This is a genomic window from Streptomyces sp. NBC_01304, from assembly GCF_035975855.1.
Taxonomy (GTDB): domain Bacteria; phylum Actinomycetota; class Actinomycetes; order Streptomycetales; family Streptomycetaceae; genus Streptomyces.
In genome coordinates, this window is record NZ_CP109055.1 from 5,029,120 (window position 1) to 5,044,126 (window position 15,007).

At 71.8% G+C, this 15,007-nt stretch carries 14 protein-coding genes; 8 read left to right on the forward strand and 6 right to left on the reverse strand.

Features of this window, described 5'->3' with window-relative positions; genetic code table 11:
* Window positions 1-23 precede the first annotated feature (23 nt).
* Entirely contained in the window at window positions 24-1,001 is a 978-nt protein-coding gene (locus tag OG430_RS22100; protein WP_327354289.1) for a Ppx/GppA phosphatase family protein, read from the reverse strand.
* Window positions 1,002-1,083: 82 nt separating this feature from the next.
* Between OG430_RS22100 and OG430_RS22105 the strand changes: the two genes are divergently transcribed.
* Entirely contained in the window at window positions 1,084-1,932 is an 849-nt protein-coding gene (locus OG430_RS22105; RefSeq protein WP_327354290.1) for a hypothetical protein, read from the forward strand.
* A gap of 203 nt (window positions 1,933-2,135) precedes the next feature.
* Here the strand turns inward: OG430_RS22105 and OG430_RS22110 are convergent, their stop codons facing one another.
* Window positions 2,136-3,815 carry a BACON domain-containing protein gene (locus tag OG430_RS22110; RefSeq protein WP_327354291.1) on the reverse strand — a complete coding sequence of 560 codons (1,680 nt, stop codon included), beginning with the start codon at window positions 3,813-3,815 and terminating at the stop codon, window positions 2,136-2,138.
* A 145-nt stretch (window positions 3,816-3,960) separates the two neighbouring features.
* On the reverse strand, window positions 3,961-4,353 hold the full coding sequence (locus OG430_RS22115; RefSeq protein WP_327354292.1) for a MerR family transcriptional regulator: 393 nt from the start codon (window positions 4,351-4,353) through the stop codon (window positions 3,961-3,963).
* A 66-nt stretch (window positions 4,354-4,419) separates the two neighbouring features.
* On the opposite strand from OG430_RS22115, the gene OG430_RS22120 reads away from it, so the two are divergent.
* From OG430_RS22120 to disA, 3 genes are all read left to right on the forward strand, one after another.
* Window positions 4,420-5,565, forward strand: coding sequence for an alkene reductase (locus tag OG430_RS22120; RefSeq protein ID WP_327354293.1), 1,146 nt, complete (start codon window positions 4,420-4,422; stop codon window positions 5,563-5,565).
* Between the two features lie 251 nt (window positions 5,566-5,816).
* Window positions 5,817-7,226, forward strand: a complete 1,410-nt coding sequence (gene radA, locus OG430_RS22125) for a DNA repair protein RadA (protein WP_327354294.1) — start codon at window positions 5,817-5,819, stop codon at window positions 7,224-7,226.
* Window positions 7,227-7,314: 88 nt separating this feature from the next.
* Window positions 7,315-8,439 (forward strand): DNA integrity scanning diadenylate cyclase DisA, encoded by a 1,125-nt coding sequence (disA, locus tag OG430_RS22130; protein ID WP_327354295.1) that lies wholly within the window; start codon window positions 7,315-7,317, stop codon window positions 8,437-8,439.
* Window positions 8,440-8,468: 29 nt separating this feature from the next.
* Here disA and OG430_RS22135 read toward each other — a convergent pair whose 3' ends face one another.
* Window positions 8,469-9,290, reverse strand: a complete 822-nt coding sequence (locus OG430_RS22135) for a hypothetical protein (protein ID WP_327354296.1) — start codon at window positions 9,288-9,290, stop codon at window positions 8,469-8,471.
* A 209-nt stretch (window positions 9,291-9,499) separates the two neighbouring features.
* Between OG430_RS22135 and OG430_RS22140 the strand changes: the two genes are divergently transcribed.
* Window positions 9,500-10,183, forward strand: a complete 684-nt coding sequence (locus tag OG430_RS22140) for a phosphatase PAP2 family protein (RefSeq protein WP_327354297.1) — start codon at window positions 9,500-9,502, stop codon at window positions 10,181-10,183.
* An 18-nt stretch (window positions 10,184-10,201) separates the two neighbouring features.
* Here OG430_RS22140 and OG430_RS22145 read toward each other — a convergent pair whose 3' ends face one another.
* On the reverse strand, window positions 10,202-10,852 hold the full coding sequence (locus tag OG430_RS22145; RefSeq protein ID WP_327354298.1) for a response regulator transcription factor: 651 nt from the start codon (window positions 10,850-10,852) through the stop codon (window positions 10,202-10,204).
* A complete protein-coding gene (locus tag OG430_RS22150) occupies window positions 10,849-12,519 on the reverse strand; it encodes a sensor histidine kinase (RefSeq protein ID WP_327354299.1) in 1,671 nt (556 codons plus the stop codon). Before OG430_RS22150 ends, OG430_RS22145 begins: the two co-directional genes overlap by 4 nt.
* A gap of 86 nt (window positions 12,520-12,605) precedes the next feature.
* Here OG430_RS22150 and OG430_RS22155 point away from each other — a divergent pair, with 86 nt between their 5' ends.
* The 3 genes from OG430_RS22155 (at window position 12,606) to OG430_RS22165 (ending at window position 15,004) form a co-directional block, all read left to right on the forward strand.
* Complete coding sequence (locus tag OG430_RS22155; RefSeq protein WP_327354300.1) at window positions 12,606-13,553, forward strand: A/G-specific adenine glycosylase; 948 nt, start codon at window positions 12,606-12,608, stop codon at window positions 13,551-13,553.
* 267 nt (window positions 13,554-13,820) lie between these two features.
* Entirely contained in the window at window positions 13,821-14,360 is a 540-nt protein-coding gene (locus OG430_RS22160; RefSeq protein ID WP_327354301.1) for a SigE family RNA polymerase sigma factor, read from the forward strand.
* Window positions 14,348-15,004, forward strand: coding sequence for a hypothetical protein (locus OG430_RS22165; protein WP_327354302.1), 657 nt, complete (start codon window positions 14,348-14,350; stop codon window positions 15,002-15,004). The genes OG430_RS22160 and OG430_RS22165 overlap by 13 nt, the downstream gene beginning before the upstream one ends.
* Window positions 15,005-15,007: the final 3 nt, after the last annotated feature.

Below are 15,007 nucleotides of genomic sequence, written 5' to 3' on the forward strand. Positions count from 1 at the left end.
GCGGGGGTGGTCGGCAGGTGGTCTCAAGCCGGTCGGTCACCACCGTCCGGTGTGCGCAGCTCATGGCTCTGGCTCTCCGACATGTGGTCGAGCCGGCGCAGGATCACGCCTTCGCGCAGCGCCCAGGGACAGACCTCCAGCGCCTCGATCCCGAACAGATCCATCGCGCCCTCGGCCACAAGCGCCCCCGCGAGCAGCTGTCCGGCCCGCCCCTCGGAGACCCCGGGCAGCTCGGACCGCTCGGCCTCGGTCATCGAGGCAAGCCGCGGCACCCAGTCCTCCAGCGACTTTCGCTTCAGTTCCCGCTGTACGTAGAGACCCTCGGTCGACCGCGCGGCGCCGGCGAGACGGGCGAGCTGCTTGAACGTCTTGGACGTCGCGACCACGTGGTCCGGATTGCCGAAGCGGCTGAACTCCCCGACCGTACGGGCGATCTGGGCCCGCGCGTGCCGGCGCAGCGCCTTGACGTCCTGCGGGTCGGGCGGATCACCGGGCAGCCAGGCGGCAGTCAGCCGCCCCGCGCCGAGCGGCAGCGAGACGGCCGCGTCGGGCTCCTCGTCGATCCCGTACGCGATCTCCAGCGACCCGCCCCCGATGTCGAGGACGAGCAGCTTGCCCGCGGACCAGCCGAACCAGCGGCGTACGGCCAGGAAGGTGAGCCGGGCCTCCTCCTCGCCGGAGAGCACCCTGAGGTCGACGCCCGTCTCGTCCCTGACGCGGGTCAGGACCTCGTCGGCATTGGTCGCCTCACGGACGGCGGAAGTCGCGAACGGCAGTACGTCCTCGCAGCCCTTGTCCTCCGCGGCCTCCAGGGCACTCTTGATCGTGGAGATCAGGAGGTCGACGCCTTCCGGGCCGATCGCCCCGCTGTCGTCGAGGAGTTGGGCGAGCCGCAGCTCCGCCTTGTGCGAGTGGGCGGGCAGCGGGCGCGCGCCGGGGTGGGCATCCACCACCAGCAGATGCACCGTGTTCGAACCCACATCCAGGACACCGAGTCTCATGGGTAAAACGCTACTGCGCGTTCTACCTCCGACCGCCCATGTGCCGTCCACGTGACCCTTCCGTCGCCCTTACCCTTGCTTCGTGCCCAAGACGAAAAAGGCGAAGACCGACAAATCTTCCAAGGCCTCCAAGGCTTCCTCGGCTGCCAAGTCGGGCGCCAAGGCGCGCTCGAAGAAGGAGGCCCCCGACGAGAAGGGCGTGGACTTCGCCCGCGCCTGGGTCGAGTTCCCCGACCCGGCCGACGACGAGCAGGTCTTCCGCTGCGATCTGACCTGGCTGACCTCGCGCTGGACCTGCATCTTCGGCAGCGGCTGCCAGGGCATCCAGGCGGGGCGCGCGGACGACGGCTGTTGCACGCTCGGTGCGCACTTCTCCGACGATGACGACGAGAAGCGGGTCGCGGGGCATGTGGCCCGGCTCACGCCGGACATCTGGCAGCACCACGACGTGGGTTCGGCCTCGGGCTGGACCGAGGAGGACGAGGACGGCGACCGGCAGACCCGCCGCTGGAAGGGCTCCTGCATCTTCCAGAACCGTCCCGGCTTCGAGGGCGGTGCGGGCTGTTCGCTGCACATCCTGGCGCTGCGCGAGGGGCGCGAGCCGCTGGAGACCAAGCCGGACGTCTGCTGGCAGCTGCCGGTCCGTCGTACGTACGAGTGGATCGACCGCCCCGATGACACGCGTGTCCTGCAGGTCTCGATCGGCGAGTACGACCGGCGGGGCTGGGGTCCTGGCGGGCATGACCTCCACTGGTGGTGCACGTCGGCGACGTCCGCGCACGGGGCGGGCGATCCGGTGTACGTGTCGTACCGACCCGAGCTGATCGAGCTGATGGGCAAGGAGGGCTACGACCGGCTGGTCGAGCTGTGCGAGGCCCGCCTGGCTTCGCAGTTGCCGCTGGTTGCTCCGCATCCGGCGGATCCCCGCTAGCCCTGAAGGCCGAGGTCACGGGGGTGCTGCCCCCGGGCCCCCGGATCTTTTGCCCCTCCCCGCCCCTTCCCGTGAGGCTGCCGCCGGCTTCAAAGACTGTCACTGATGTCCTCAAGCGCCGGACGGGCTGACTTTGTCAGCCCGTCCGGCGCTTGAGGACACAGCTCCGCAGGATTTCGGGAAGGGGCGGGGAGGGGAAGAAATCAGCCGGTCGGCGACCCCGACCCGCTCGGCGGCGGCTCCGAGGACGTAGGCGTGGGCGTCGGGTCCGGCTCAGATGGCGAGGGGTCGGTCGGGGTCGGATCCGGTGAGGGGTCGGTCGGGTCGGGCGAAGGATCGGTCGGAGTCGGATCCGGCGAGGGATCCGTAGGCGTCGGATCAGGCGAAGGATCGGTCGGATCAGGCGACGGCGGAGCCGATCCGTAGCCCTCGATCACCACCACCGCCCGCCCCGGCGCAACCCCCACCCGCGCACTCCAATGCCCCACGGGCTCCCGCGCATGGTCGACGTACACCCGGATCGTGACCGACTCCCCGGGCCGCAGCGTCCCGGAGGACCTGCTCAGCGACAGCCACGACGCGTCGGCGTAGGCCGACCAGTGCACGGGCTCCCCACCGGACGCGGTCAGCGTGATGAGCGTCGTGTCACCGCTGGGCTGCGCCGCGACCGTGAGGCGGCCGGGCCCGACCCCGGGCTTCGTCGGCTTGCCGCCGGGGCTGATCACCTCGACGGAGACATCGGGCGAGTGACTGCCCGCGGTGAAGCGGGAGTCGGGCTCGGCCCGCGCATTGCCCGCGTTCTCGTAACTCCGCGCCCGGTCCCCGCCGAGCTCGCCGGAGCCGTCCGCCTCGCTGGCCGTGATCGTGCGCCCGTCGTGGCCCTCGCCGGTCAGCGGAGCCCCGCGGTACGCGGCCCACAGCGCGAGCACCGGCGCGGCCACCACGGTGGCCACGACCGTCGTCGTCACGGCACGCGCGCGGAGCCGGTCGCGGCGGGCCGCGCGGTCCTTGGGGTCCATGGGGAAGCCCCGTCGGTCGAAGCGAGGAGCTGCGGCGCGCGCCCGGGGCACATGGGCCATCGCCACATGGACCGCGGCACGGGGCGCCTCGACGACCGGGAGTTCGGCGGGAGTCACCGCGGTGCCCGGCCAGGAGGCGGAGCCCGCGCGCTCGGCGGTGCGGCGGCAGCGGGGGCAGTCGTCGACGTGCCGGACCAGTTCGCGGCGCAGCGCCGTGCCGAGCAGCAGTTGGTTGTCACCGGTGAGGCGGGCGACGATCGGGCAGGTGCCGGTCTCGACGACGGCGAGGGCCGCCCGGGTGCGCTCCACCTCGCAGGCGGCGGCGCCGAGGAGGTCGCGGGCCGCGGCCGGTTCCATGCCGAGGACGGCGGCGACCTCGCGGGGCGCCAGCTTGTGCCGGACCGCGAGCTCCAGCGCCTCGCGCTGCTCGGGGGTGGTGCCGGCGGCCTCCGGCCAGGCCAGCAGGGCGAGTTCGCGCCTGTGCCGCTCACTCGCCTCGTCCGAGACGGGGACGCCGTCCGCGGCGGGGCGCCGGCCGGACGCGTGCGTGCCCTGCCGCTTGCGCTTGGCCTCGGCGAGCCCGCGCAGACAGGACCAGCGGGCCAGGGCGTAGAGCCAGGCCCGACGGTCCTGCGTGCCCTCGGGCGCGCGCGAGTGACGGCGTTCGGCCAGCGCGAGTACGTCGCCGAGCGCGGCCGTCGCCGCGTCGTGGTCGCAGAGCACGGACAGGCAGTACGTGAACAGGCCGTCCAGATAAGGCTCATAGCGCGCGGGCGGCGCCTGCGGCACGGTCCGGGGCGCACGACGGTGCGCCCGGTGTGCGCCGGTGGTGTGCGTAGGGTGCTCCGGGCTGCTGGTCGTCACCCGTGCGACCGTAGGGGCCGGACGGCAGACGGGTCCGCCCCCTCGAGCACCTTTAATCCTTACGGGTGAACAGATCCCTCAAAAGGGGACAGGAACCTCGGATTCCATGGCCTGGACGTGACGCAACCAGACCGGATACGCCTGCTCAGGACGCGAGTTGACCCGACGCTCCGGACGTGAGCTGTTCAGAGGCCGCACCGATCACTTCGTCGAGCACGCCCCGGGAACGTACGAGATCGGCGATCATCCCGTCGATCCGCCGGCGCTCCTCGGCCAGCTCGGTGACCAGGCGCGGGGTGGCGATCTCGTTCGGGCGGCCGTCCGCGTCCCGCATGCAGGGCAGCAGTTGGGCGATCTTCTTGCTGTGCAGACCCGCGGCGTACAGCTGCTGGATCAGTACGACGCGGTCCACGGCGACCTCCAGGTAGTGCCGATGGCCGCCGGGTGTGCGCTCGGAGGCGAGCAATCCCTGCTTCTCGTAGTAACGCAGCGAGCGCTCACTCACGCCGGCCCGCTGAGCCAGTTCACCAATCCGCATGCCCCACCCCATCCATCAGCCAATGGACTTGAACCTGACACCGATGACAACTTCTACGGTACCGGCATGACGAACACAGCAGCAGAATCAGCCCCCGCCCCCCTCACTTCCCCCCTCTTCGAGGCCACCCGCCTCGGCCCGCTCAAGCTGCCCAACCGCCTGGTGATGGCCCCGCTGACCCGCAACCGCGCACAGGCCGACGGCGTCCCGTCCGACCTGATGGTGACCCACTACGCACAGCGCGCCTCGGCGGGCCTGATCATCGCCGAGGGCACCACGCCGAACGCGGTCGGCCAGACCTATCCCGACATCCCGGCGATCCACAACGACGCGCACGAGGCGGGCTGGCGGCGCGTGACGGAAGCGGTGCGCGCGCAGGGCGGCCGGATGTTCCTGCAGCTGCAGCACGGCGGCCGCAACGGCCACCCCGACACCAGCGGACTCATCCCCCTCGCCCCTTCCGCCCTCGCGCTCCCAGAGGACGTGGCCACCCCGTCCGGCCCCCAACCCGCGCCCGTCCCGCGCGAGATGACGATCGACGACATCCGTACGACTGTCGCCGATTTCGCGGCAGCGGCCCGCCGAGCCGTGGCCGCGGGCTTCGCCGGGGTGGAGGTGCACAGCGCCAACGGCCAGCTCCTGCACCAGTTCCTCGGCGAGAACACCAACCGCCGCACCGACGCCTACGGAGGCTCGGCAAAGGACCGCATACGTTTCGTCGTCGAGGTCGTCCGCGCGGTCGCCGACGCCATCGGCCCGGACCGGGTGGGCCTGCGCATCTCCCCCACCCAGACCGTCAACGGCATGGCCGAGGGCGACACGGACACGATCTACACGTCCCTCGCCGGCGCCCTCGCGGACAGCGGCCTGGCCTACCTCCACCTCGTGCACGCCGACCCCGACCAGCCCCTCTTCCACGAGCTGCGCCGCATCTGGCCGGGCACGCTGATCGGCAACCCGGTCCTGTCCCGCGAGGACGTCGCCACTGACGGCGGCAAGGCGAAGGGCGAGGAACTCCTCGCGGCCGGGGCCGACTTGATCGCCCTGGGGCGCGGCTTCCTGGCCAACCCGGACCTGGTCGAACGCCTGAAGGCTGCCGCGCCCTTGAACCTCGTACGGGACAAGTACCTGATGTACACAGGTGGCGAGACGGGCTACAACGACTACCCGACGCTGGCGGAGAGCCGGGCGCGGGTGCGGGTCGCGGCTTGATTTTCCCCCACCCCACCCCTTCCCGAAATCCTGCGGAGCTGTGTCCTCAGGCGCCGGACGGGTACCCACCCACCCCCGCCCCGGAAGCCGGCGGCAGCCTTACGGGAAGGGGCGGGGAGGGGCAAAAATCAGCCCGTCCGGCGAGGACCGGGGCCCGGGGCGCCGTGACATCAGCGGCTTCGCCGCGGGCCCGCGACCGAGGCGAAGTCACCGCAAGCCGCACTGTCAGTGCCACGGGCTACGGTTCCCCCATGGCCACCCGCACAAAATCCAGCAAGGACCGCCCCGCCTACCGCTGCACGGAATGCGGCTGGCAGACGGCGAAGTGGCTGGGCCGCTGCCCCGAGTGCCAGGCCTGGGGCACGGTCGAGGAGTACGGCGTACCCGCGGTCCGCACCACAGCGCCCGGAAGGGTCACGAGCTCCGCCCTCCCCATCGGCCAGGTCGACGGCCGCACGGCCACGGCCCGCTCGACCGGGGTCGACGAGCTGGACCGCGTCCTGGGCGGCGGCCTCGTCCCCGGCGCGGTCGTCCTGCTCGCGGGCGAGCCCGGCGTCGGAAAGTCGACGCTCCTCCTGGACGTGGCGGCCAAGGCGGCCGACGAAGAGCACCGCACCCTGTACGTCACCGGCGAGGAATCGGCCAGCCAGGTCCGCCTCCGCGCCGACCGCATCGGCGCCCTGCACGACCACCTCTACCTCGCGGCCGAGACGGACCTCTCCGCGGTCCTCGGCCACCTCGACGCCGTCAAGCCGTCCCTCCTGATCCTCGACTCCGTACAGACGATCGCCTCCCCCGAGATCGACGGCGCCCCGGGCGGCATGGCCCAGGTCCGCGAGGTCGCCGGCGCCCTGATCCGCGCCTCCAAGGAGCGGGCGATGTCGACCCTCCTGGTCGGCCACGTGACCAAGGACGGCGCGATCGCGGGCCCCCGCCTCCTGGAGCACCTGGTGGACGTCGTCCTCTCCTTCGAGGGCGACCGGCACGCGCGCCTGCGCCTGGTCCGCGGCGTCAAGAACCGGTACGGGGCGACCGACGAGGTCGGCTGCTTCGAGCTGCACGACGAGGGCATCACGGGCCTCGCCGACCCGAGCGGCCTCTTCCTCACCCGCCGCGACGAGCCGGTCCCCGGCACCTGCCTGACCGTCACCCTCGAAGGCAAGCGCCCCCTGGTCGCCGAGGTCCAGGCCCTCACGGTCGACTCACAGATCCCGTCCCCCCGCCGCACCACCTCCGGCCTGGAGACCTCCCGCGTGTCGATGATGCTCGCGGTCCTGGAGCAGCGCGGCCGGATCACCGCCCTCGGCAAGCGCGACATCTACAGCGCGACGGTCGGCGGCGTGAAGCTCACGGAGCCGGCCGCGGACCTGGCCATCGCCCTCGCCCTGGCCAGCGCGGCCAGCGACACTCCCCTGCCCAAGAACTTGGTCGCGATCGGAGAAGTGGGCCTTGCGGGCGAGGTCAGAAGGGTCACGGGCGTCCAGCGCCGGCTCTCCGAGGCGCACCGTCTCGGCTTCACGCACGCCCTCGTGCCGCGCGATCCCGGCAAGGTCCCGGCCGGTATGAAGGTCACCGAAGTCGCCGACATGGGGGACGCGCTGCGCGTACTGCCGAGATCGCGTCGCCGAGAGGCCCCGCGGGAGGCCGATGAGCGCCGGTAGACTTTGCCCCGGTCTCGCCCATCCGTTTGAAAATGGGCCTGGGCAGCGGGCCGTGCAGAGCATGTCTGCGACCGACCGGAGGAGAGCAGTGGCAGCCAACGACCGGGCGGCAGCTCCCGGAAAGTCGGGCGGGAGCTCCGGCGCCGATGGTCTGATGCGCGCCTCCCTGAGCGCGGTCGCCCCGGGCACGGGCCTGCGCGACGGCCTGGAGCGCATCCTCCGCGGCAACACCGGCGGACTGATCGTTCTCGGCTGGGACAAGACGGTCGAGTCGATGTGCACGGGCGGCTTCGTCCTGGACGTCGAGTTCACCGCGACCCGCCTGCGGGAACTCTGCAAGCTCGACGGCGGCATCATCGTCGACAAGGACATCACCAAGATCCTGCGGGCCGGCGTCCAGCTGGTGCCCGACCCGACCATCCCCACCGAGGAGACGGGCACCCGGCACCGCACGGCCGACCGCGTCTCCAAGCAGGTGGGCTTCCCGGTCGTCTCGGTGTCCCAGTCGATGCGGCTGATCGCGCTGTACGTCGACGGCCAGCGCCGCGTCCTGGAGGACTCGGCCGCGATCCTCTCCCGCGCCAACCAGGCCCTCGCCACCCTGGAGCGGTACAAGCTCCGCCTCGACGAGGTCGCGGGCACGCTCTCCGCCCTGGAGATCGAGGACCTGGTGACGGTCCGGGACGTGACGGCGGTCGCCCAGCGCCTCGAAATGGTCCGCCGCATCGCCACCGAGATCGCCGAGTACGTCGTCGAGCTCGGCACCGACGGCCGTCTCCTCACCCTCCAGTTGGACGAGTTGATCGCGGGCGTCGAGCCGGAGCGCGAGCTCGTCGTACGGGACTACGTGCCGGAGCCGACCGCCAAGCGTTCCCGCACGGTCGACGAAGCACTCTCCGAGCTGGACGCCCTGACCCACACCGAGCTGCTCGAACTGCCCATAGTGGCAAGGGCGTTGGGGTACACCGGCTCCCCCGAGGCGCTGGACTCGGCGGTCTCGCCGCGCGGTTACCGGCTCCTCGCGAAGGTGCCGCGGCTGCCCGGCGCGATCATCGACCGCCTCGTCGAGCACTTCGGCGGCCTGCAGAAGCTGCTCGCCGCGAGCGTGGACGACCTGCAGACGGTCGACGGCGTGGGCGAGGCCCGGGCCCGGTCGGTGCGCGAGGGCCTGTCGCGGCTCGCGGAGTCGTCGATCCTGGAGCGGTACGTCTAGGCCCTTGGGCCCCGGTCTTCCCCGGGGCCTCAGTCTTCCTTGATGACGAACGACGTCTGCAGCTTCGGCAGCCCGTCCGCCTTCACCTCGACCAGATAGGTGTCGGGCCCGGCCGTCCCGGCCGACGGCGTCGCGCAGTGCGGCTCGCTCGCCCTGAGGTCCCACTCCACGGTGTACTTGATCTCCTGCCCGGCCGGCACCCGGAGCAGCACGCTGTCCTCGCCGCGTCGCGGGCAGTCCTCGGAGGACCACATCGGATCGCTCTCGCCGCCCTGAGTGATGGTCAACACCGCGTGCTTGGCGCCGAGATCGACCTTGCAGGCGGAACCCGAGGTGTTCTCGACGGTCAGCTCCAACTTCGGCTTCTCACCACGCCGGTACTCGCGCGGGTCGCTCTTCACCGCCCAAGTCACCTTCGGCTTGGTGCAGTCGGGGAGGCTGGACCCGGCCGGCAGCCGCGTACCGCTGCCGCCCCCGCCCTTGGACCCGTCCTCGCCACCGCCGGAACCGCCGTCCGAACCGCTGCCGCCGTCCGCACCCGAACCGTCACCGGAACCGTCGCCCGACCCGTCGCCGCCGCCGGAACCACCGCCGGAGTCGTCGCCCGACTCGTCGCGCCCGCCCGGCTGTTCACTGATCGCGGGGCCGGAACCCGAGGGCCCAGGGGTGATCGAGGGCGCGGGCCCCTTGCCGTTGGCGCCGTCGTCACCGCCGTTGCCGCCCCCGCCACCGGAAGTGACGACCCATAGGATCAGCAGCGCCAACACGGCGACCAAGGACAGCAGAACAGCCCTCCGTCGCCAGTAGATGGAGGAGGGAAGCGGCCCGATCGGATTGCGCAGAGATCCCACGGCGCAAACTGTACGAGAGATCGGGCCCAACTCCCGCCCCACCCGCCGCCCCTTCCCGCAACTTTTGCGGATCATCATCCCGGCCCCGGCGGCCCCGGGACCTCTTTCCCTCCCCCTGACGGGACTTTGGACCCCTGTCGATCGTCAGGTACGTCACTGGCCGATCGCGGGATGTGACGAGACAAGATCCTTACGTACGGTGCGTAACCATGGAAGCTATGCAAGCTCTGGACGCTCTGGCCCCGAACACCCCGGTCGACACCTCCGGCCTCTACCGCGACATCACCGACTTCGCGCACGACACCCCTTCGTGGGTGCAGCACTTGGCCGAGGTGTGGACGGAGGTCGGCCTGCTGCTCTTCGGGGTGCTCTTCGTGGCCGCCTGGTGGCGGGCCCGGCGCGCGGACTCGCGGCTGCTCGCGATAGCCGTCCTCGCCCCGCTCGGCACCGCGGTCGCGTACGTCGTGAGCGAGGTCCTCAAGTCGCTGATCGACGAGGAGCGTCCCTGCCGCGCCGTCACCGGAGCCACCACCTCCCTGGTGAAGTGCCCGGCCGTCGGCGACTGGTCCTTCCCCAGCAACCACGCCACGATCGCGGCCGGCGCGGCGGTCGGCCTGGCGCTCGCCTGGCGCGGCATCGCCTGGCTGACGCTGCCGATGGCGGTCCTGATGGCGTTCTCGCGCGTATTCGTAGGCGTCCACTACCCCCACGACGTGCTGGCCGGACTCCTGCTCGGCGCGCTGACCGCCTTCTTGGTCGTACGTCTCGGAGCCCGCCCCCTGACGCGTCTCGTGGACACGATGCGCGGCTCGGACACGGCGGCGGTGCGCTGGGCGGCCGGCCCGGGCCCGGCCCAGCACGCGGCACCGCGCGAGCCCTCACTGCACCACTAGTCCGCCTGGTCCGGCCCGCTACTCCACCAGTCCGGCCTCGTACGCGACGATCGCGGCCTGAACGCGGTTCTTGACTTCAAGTCGGTCGAGGACCGCGCTCACATACGCCTTGACGGTGCCCTCCACGAGGTGGAGCCGGGCCGCGATCTCCGGGTTGGAGAGCCCCGCTCCCACAAGCCCGAGCACCTCCCGCTCGCGCGGCGACAGCGCCCGCGTCCGCTCCCGGGCAACCGCCGCCTTGCCGAGCCGCTCCCCGCCGTACCCGTCGATCACCCGCCGGGCCACCTTCGGCGACAGGAACGCGGCGCCGGACGCGACGGCCCGGACCCCCGCGAGCAGCTCGTGCGGATCCCCCGACTTCAGCAGGAACCCGGTGGCACCCCCGGACAGCGCCCGGGCGACGTACGCCTCCTCGTCGAACGTGGTCAGCATGGCCACCCCGCACCCGGGCACGGTCCGCACGATCTCCTCGGCGGCGGCGAGCCCGTCGAGCCGGGGCATACGGATGTCGAGCAGCGCGACATCGGGCCGGTGCGCCTGGGCCGCCTCGACGGCCTCCCGCCCGTCCGCCGCTTCCACGACGACCTCGATACCGGGATCCGAAACGAGAATCGCCCGCACACCGGCCCGGATCATGGCCTCGTCGTCGGCGAGAAGTACGCGGATCACTGGTCGTCCTTGGCCTTTCCAACGGCGGGAACACGGTCCTTGGCGACGAGCCGGTCGCCCTCGAAGCAGAGCCTGAAGTGGTCGACGGACACGAAGAGTTCACCACTGGCCCGGTAGTAGACACAGCTCGCCCCGGCGGGCTCGGCCGGGGCCCGGTCGGTCGGCGGATCGTCGATCTCCCGCTCCGGCAACCGCATCTGCTCCCGCCTGTCCCCGACTCGAAGGTCCGCGTAGTCACGGGGCGACAGGACAGAGTGCGACTTGCTGTACGCGTACCACCCGAAGGCCCCCGCAACGAGCAGCAGCCCGAGCACTCCGGCGAGAAAGAAGCCCCGATAACCGGCACGCTGCTGCCCCTCCGCCCTTCCCGACAGCCCCGCCCCGCCCGGCAGCTGCCCCTCACCCAGCAGCTCCGCCTCATCCAGCCCCTCCGGCGTTTGAGGAGCGGGGGTCCGGGGGCGGAGCCCCCGACGCCACCACCGACCCGCACCAACCCACCCTCCCTCAACCCCCAAAAGCTCCGCAGGATCACGGGAAGGGGCGGGGTGGGGGAAATCAGCCGGCACCTCCACCCGCACCCGAAACCCCGACCCACAGGCCCCGGCCGAAAACACCCCACCCGCCCCCAACACCCGCTCCCGCAGCCCGAGCAGCCCGGTGCCCCCGGCCCCAACGGACCGCTTCCCGCCAGAACCACCGTCGTCCTCGACCACGACTGTCGTACCGGCCGAGCCCCGCTCCACCGCAACCAAAACCCGCGCCCCCGGCGCATACTTCGCCGCGTTCGTCAGCCCTTCCTGCACCACCCGGTAAACAGTCCGCTCAGCCACACCGCCACCCCCGGGCAAGCCCGACTCACGAAGCGACACCGCCAGCCCCGAAGACGCGGCCCGCTCGACCAGAGCCGCCACCGATTCACCGGCCGGGGTGAGGGGCGCCCCCTCCCCCTCCTCCCGCAACAGCCCCACGATCGACCGCAGCCGGTCCGTCGCATCCGCCGCAGCCGAGCGCAGCGACGCCGCCTCGGCCCGACGCCCCTCCGGAAGGTCCGGCGCGAGCTGCAACCCGCCCGCCCGCAGCGCGATCAGGCTCAGGTCGTGCCCGAGCGAGTCATGCATGTCCTGCGCGATCCGCGCCCGCTCCAGCTGCGCGGCCCGGGCCAAGCCGGCGACGGCCAGTTCGCGGCGCTGACGCCGGAAGCGGCCGACCAGCCAGGGAAAGCAGCAGCCGAAGAGCAGCGTGGCCATGAGGATCAGCCACTCGGCCACCGGATCGACGTCCCGCACGACGATCCGGACGCTCCCGGCCAGGGCAAGCCCGGCGAAGGCGTACAGGACGGGCCGCGTCCGGGCCGGCCCCCGCGCGCCGAGCAGCTGGCAGAAGACGGCGAGCGCGATGCCGTACGACACCGTGAAGAGCGAGGGCGAGGCCGCGAGCCCCAGCGCCCCCACGAGCAGCACCGACCAGAGCGGCCGGGCCCGCCACACCGCGGCCGCCGCCGCGAGCACGGCGAGGCCCGCGAGCTCCTGCCAGACGGCGCGGGGCTCGTTCAGACCTAGGCGGTCGGCCGCGAGGGCGGGGACGGCGAGGCCCGCCCAGAGCAGGGCGTCGGCGAGCCGGGAACGTACGGCGGGAATCGGCACTGAGGGCGGCACGGCAGCGGACACCCGGCCGACGGTACAAGCGGAAGCCACGCCGCCACCCCTGCCGATCGTCAGGTCCCGAGCCCCCCTCGTGGGAGGATCGCCCTGCCATGACTGCGATCGCACTCAGCTCCGACGGATCCGACACCCACCCGACCCCCGGCGCGGACGCGACGTCCGCCGCACCGGACCGGCTGCACAGCCCGGTCATCGCGTGGTTCGAGCAGCACGCGCGGGACCTGCCGTGGCGCCGCCCCGACGCGGGCGCATGGGCCGTGATGGTCAGCGAGTTCATGCTCCAGCAGACCCCGGTGAACCGGGTGCTGCCGGTGTACGAGCAGTGGCTGGCGCGCTGGCCGCGCCCCGCCGACCTGGCCAAGGAGCCGCCCGGCGAGGCCGTGCGCGCCTGGGGCCGGCTCGGCTATCCGCGCCGCGCCCTTCGCCTGCACGGGGCGGCCGTCGCCATAACGGAACGCCACGGCGGCGACGTACCGGCGAAGCACTCCCAGCTGCTCGCGCTGCCCGGAATCGGCGAGTACACGGCGGCGGCCGTCGCCTCTTTCGCGTACGGACAGCGGCATGCGGTGCTCGACACCAATGTGCGCCGGGTCTTCGCGCGGGCGGCGACGGGCGTGCAGTACCCGCCGAACGCGACCACGGCGGCCGAGCGGAAGCTGGCCCGGGCGCTGCTGCCCGAGGAGGAGTCGACGGCGGCGCGCTGGGCGGCGGCCTCCATGGAGCTCGGCGCGCTGGTGTGCACGGCGAAGAACGAGGACTGTGCGCGCTGCCCGATCGCCGCGCAGTGCGCCTGGCTGCAGGCGGGCAAGCCCGCGCACGAGGGGCCGCCGCGGCGCGCCCAGACGTATGCGGGGACCGACCGTCAGGTGCGCGGCAAGCTGCTCGCCGTGCTGCGCGAGGCCGTGGCGCCGGTGCCGCAGGCCGTGCTCGACCGGGTGTGGGACGAGCCGGTTCAGCGGGGCCGTGCGCTGGACGGTCTGGTGGCCGACGGCCTCGTCGAGCCGCTGGCGGGCGGGCTCTACCGGCTGCCGCTCAGCTGACGGAGAGCCTCAGTGGGGCGGATGTGACGGATTACGTCTGCCCTACATCGCCTAAAAAGGGACTTGAGCAGGCATAACGCACCGGGTTTTTAGCCTGCCCTTAGTTCTGTTACCTAACCGAGGGGTAGCCGTGCGCCCCTCGAAGTCCAGCCCGCAAAGCCCCGTTACAACGCCTCCGTAACTTCGTAGATGTACCGGAGAGACATCCGGTTCCACTACGAATGCATCCAATTCGGACGCGGGTGTTGAGGACGGAGGCGGTTGGGAATGGCGCACGGCGAGGTGCTCGAGTTCGAAGAGTACGTACGTACCCGGCAGGACGCCCTGCTCCGCAGCGCCCGCCGCCTCGTGCCGGACCCGGTGGATGCCCAGGACCTGCTGCAGACGGCGCTGGTGCGGACCTACCACCGCTGGGACGGCATAGCCGACAAGCGCCTCGCGGACGCCTACCTCCGCCGCGTGATGATCAACACGCGTACGGAGTGGTGGCGGGCCCGGCGCCTGGAGGAAGTCCCCACCGAGCAGCTGCCGGACGCCAGCGTCGAGGACTCCACCGAGCAGCACGCCGACCGGGCCCTGCTGATGGACGTACTGAAGGTGCTCGCTCCCAAGCAGCGCAGCGTCGTGGTGCTGCGACACTGGGAGCAGATGTCCACCGAAGAGACCGCCGCCGCCCTCGGAATGTCGGCCGGCACGGTCAAGAGCACGCTGCACCGGGCCCTGGCCCGGCTCCGTCAGGAGCTGGAGAGCCGGGACCTCGATGGGCGCATGCTCATGCGTGAGGAGCGGGAGCGTTGCGCGGCCTGAATCGGTCGAAGGGCCTGAAGGCGGGGAGCACGGCGGTGGCCGGGCTCGCCGCCCTTGTCCTTTTTGTCGGATCCCTGGCGGCCTGCACCACCGGCGGCACCGGCACCCGTGACGAGGGCTCCGCCCCCACGGACCGGGCGTCGGGACCCACGCCGCCGTCGTCCTCCGAGTCGCAGTCGTCCAGGAACTTCAAGCGGGCCGACGCGATCGCCCTGGTCAAGGCCGACAGCAAGGTCAGCGCCGACATCAAGGCCGACCTCAAGCCCTGTGCCGCGGACGAGTACCCGGTGGACGTGACCTACGGCAACCTGACCGGGGGATCGTCGCCGGATGTCGTGGTCAACGTGATGACCTGCGGCGATGCCGTCGGCGTCGGCAGTTACGTGTATCGCCCCGAGGGCAAGAAGTACAAGAATGTCTTCATGACCGAGGAGCCGTCGGCGTACTCCGAGATCGAGCGGGGCGAGCTGGTGGTCACCAAGCAGATCTACAAGAAGGACGATCCGGTGGCGGCCGCGTCCGCCGAAGAAGTGACGACGTACTACTGGCACGATGACTCGTTCGTCGAGCGACCGGGGGGCTGGTCGCTGACCGAGTACGGCGGCGACATCGCCGGCGAGGCCATCGCGCCCGAGGAGAACTGAGAG

Coding starts and splice junctions, on each gene's coding strand:
- OG430_RS22160 (WP_327354301.1), top strand. CDS start 13,821: ATGGCGCACGGCGAGGTGCTCGAGTTCGAAGAGTACGTACGTACCCGG.
- OG430_RS22100 (WP_327354289.1), bottom strand. CDS start 1,001: ATGAGACTCGGTGTCCTGGATGTGGGTTCGAACACGGTGCATCTGCTG.
- radA (WP_327354294.1), top strand. CDS start 5,817: ATGGCCACCCGCACAAAATCCAGCAAGGACCGCCCCGCCTACCGCTGC.
- OG430_RS22140 (WP_327354297.1), top strand. CDS start 9,500: ATGGAAGCTATGCAAGCTCTGGACGCTCTGGCCCCGAACACCCCGGTC.
- OG430_RS22115 (WP_327354292.1), bottom strand. CDS start 4,353: ATGCGGATTGGTGAACTGGCTCAGCGGGCCGGCGTGAGTGAGCGCTCG.
- OG430_RS22120 (WP_327354293.1), top strand. CDS start 4,420: ATGACGAACACAGCAGCAGAATCAGCCCCCGCCCCCCTCACTTCCCCC.
- OG430_RS22155 (WP_327354300.1), top strand. CDS start 12,606: ATGACTGCGATCGCACTCAGCTCCGACGGATCCGACACCCACCCGACC.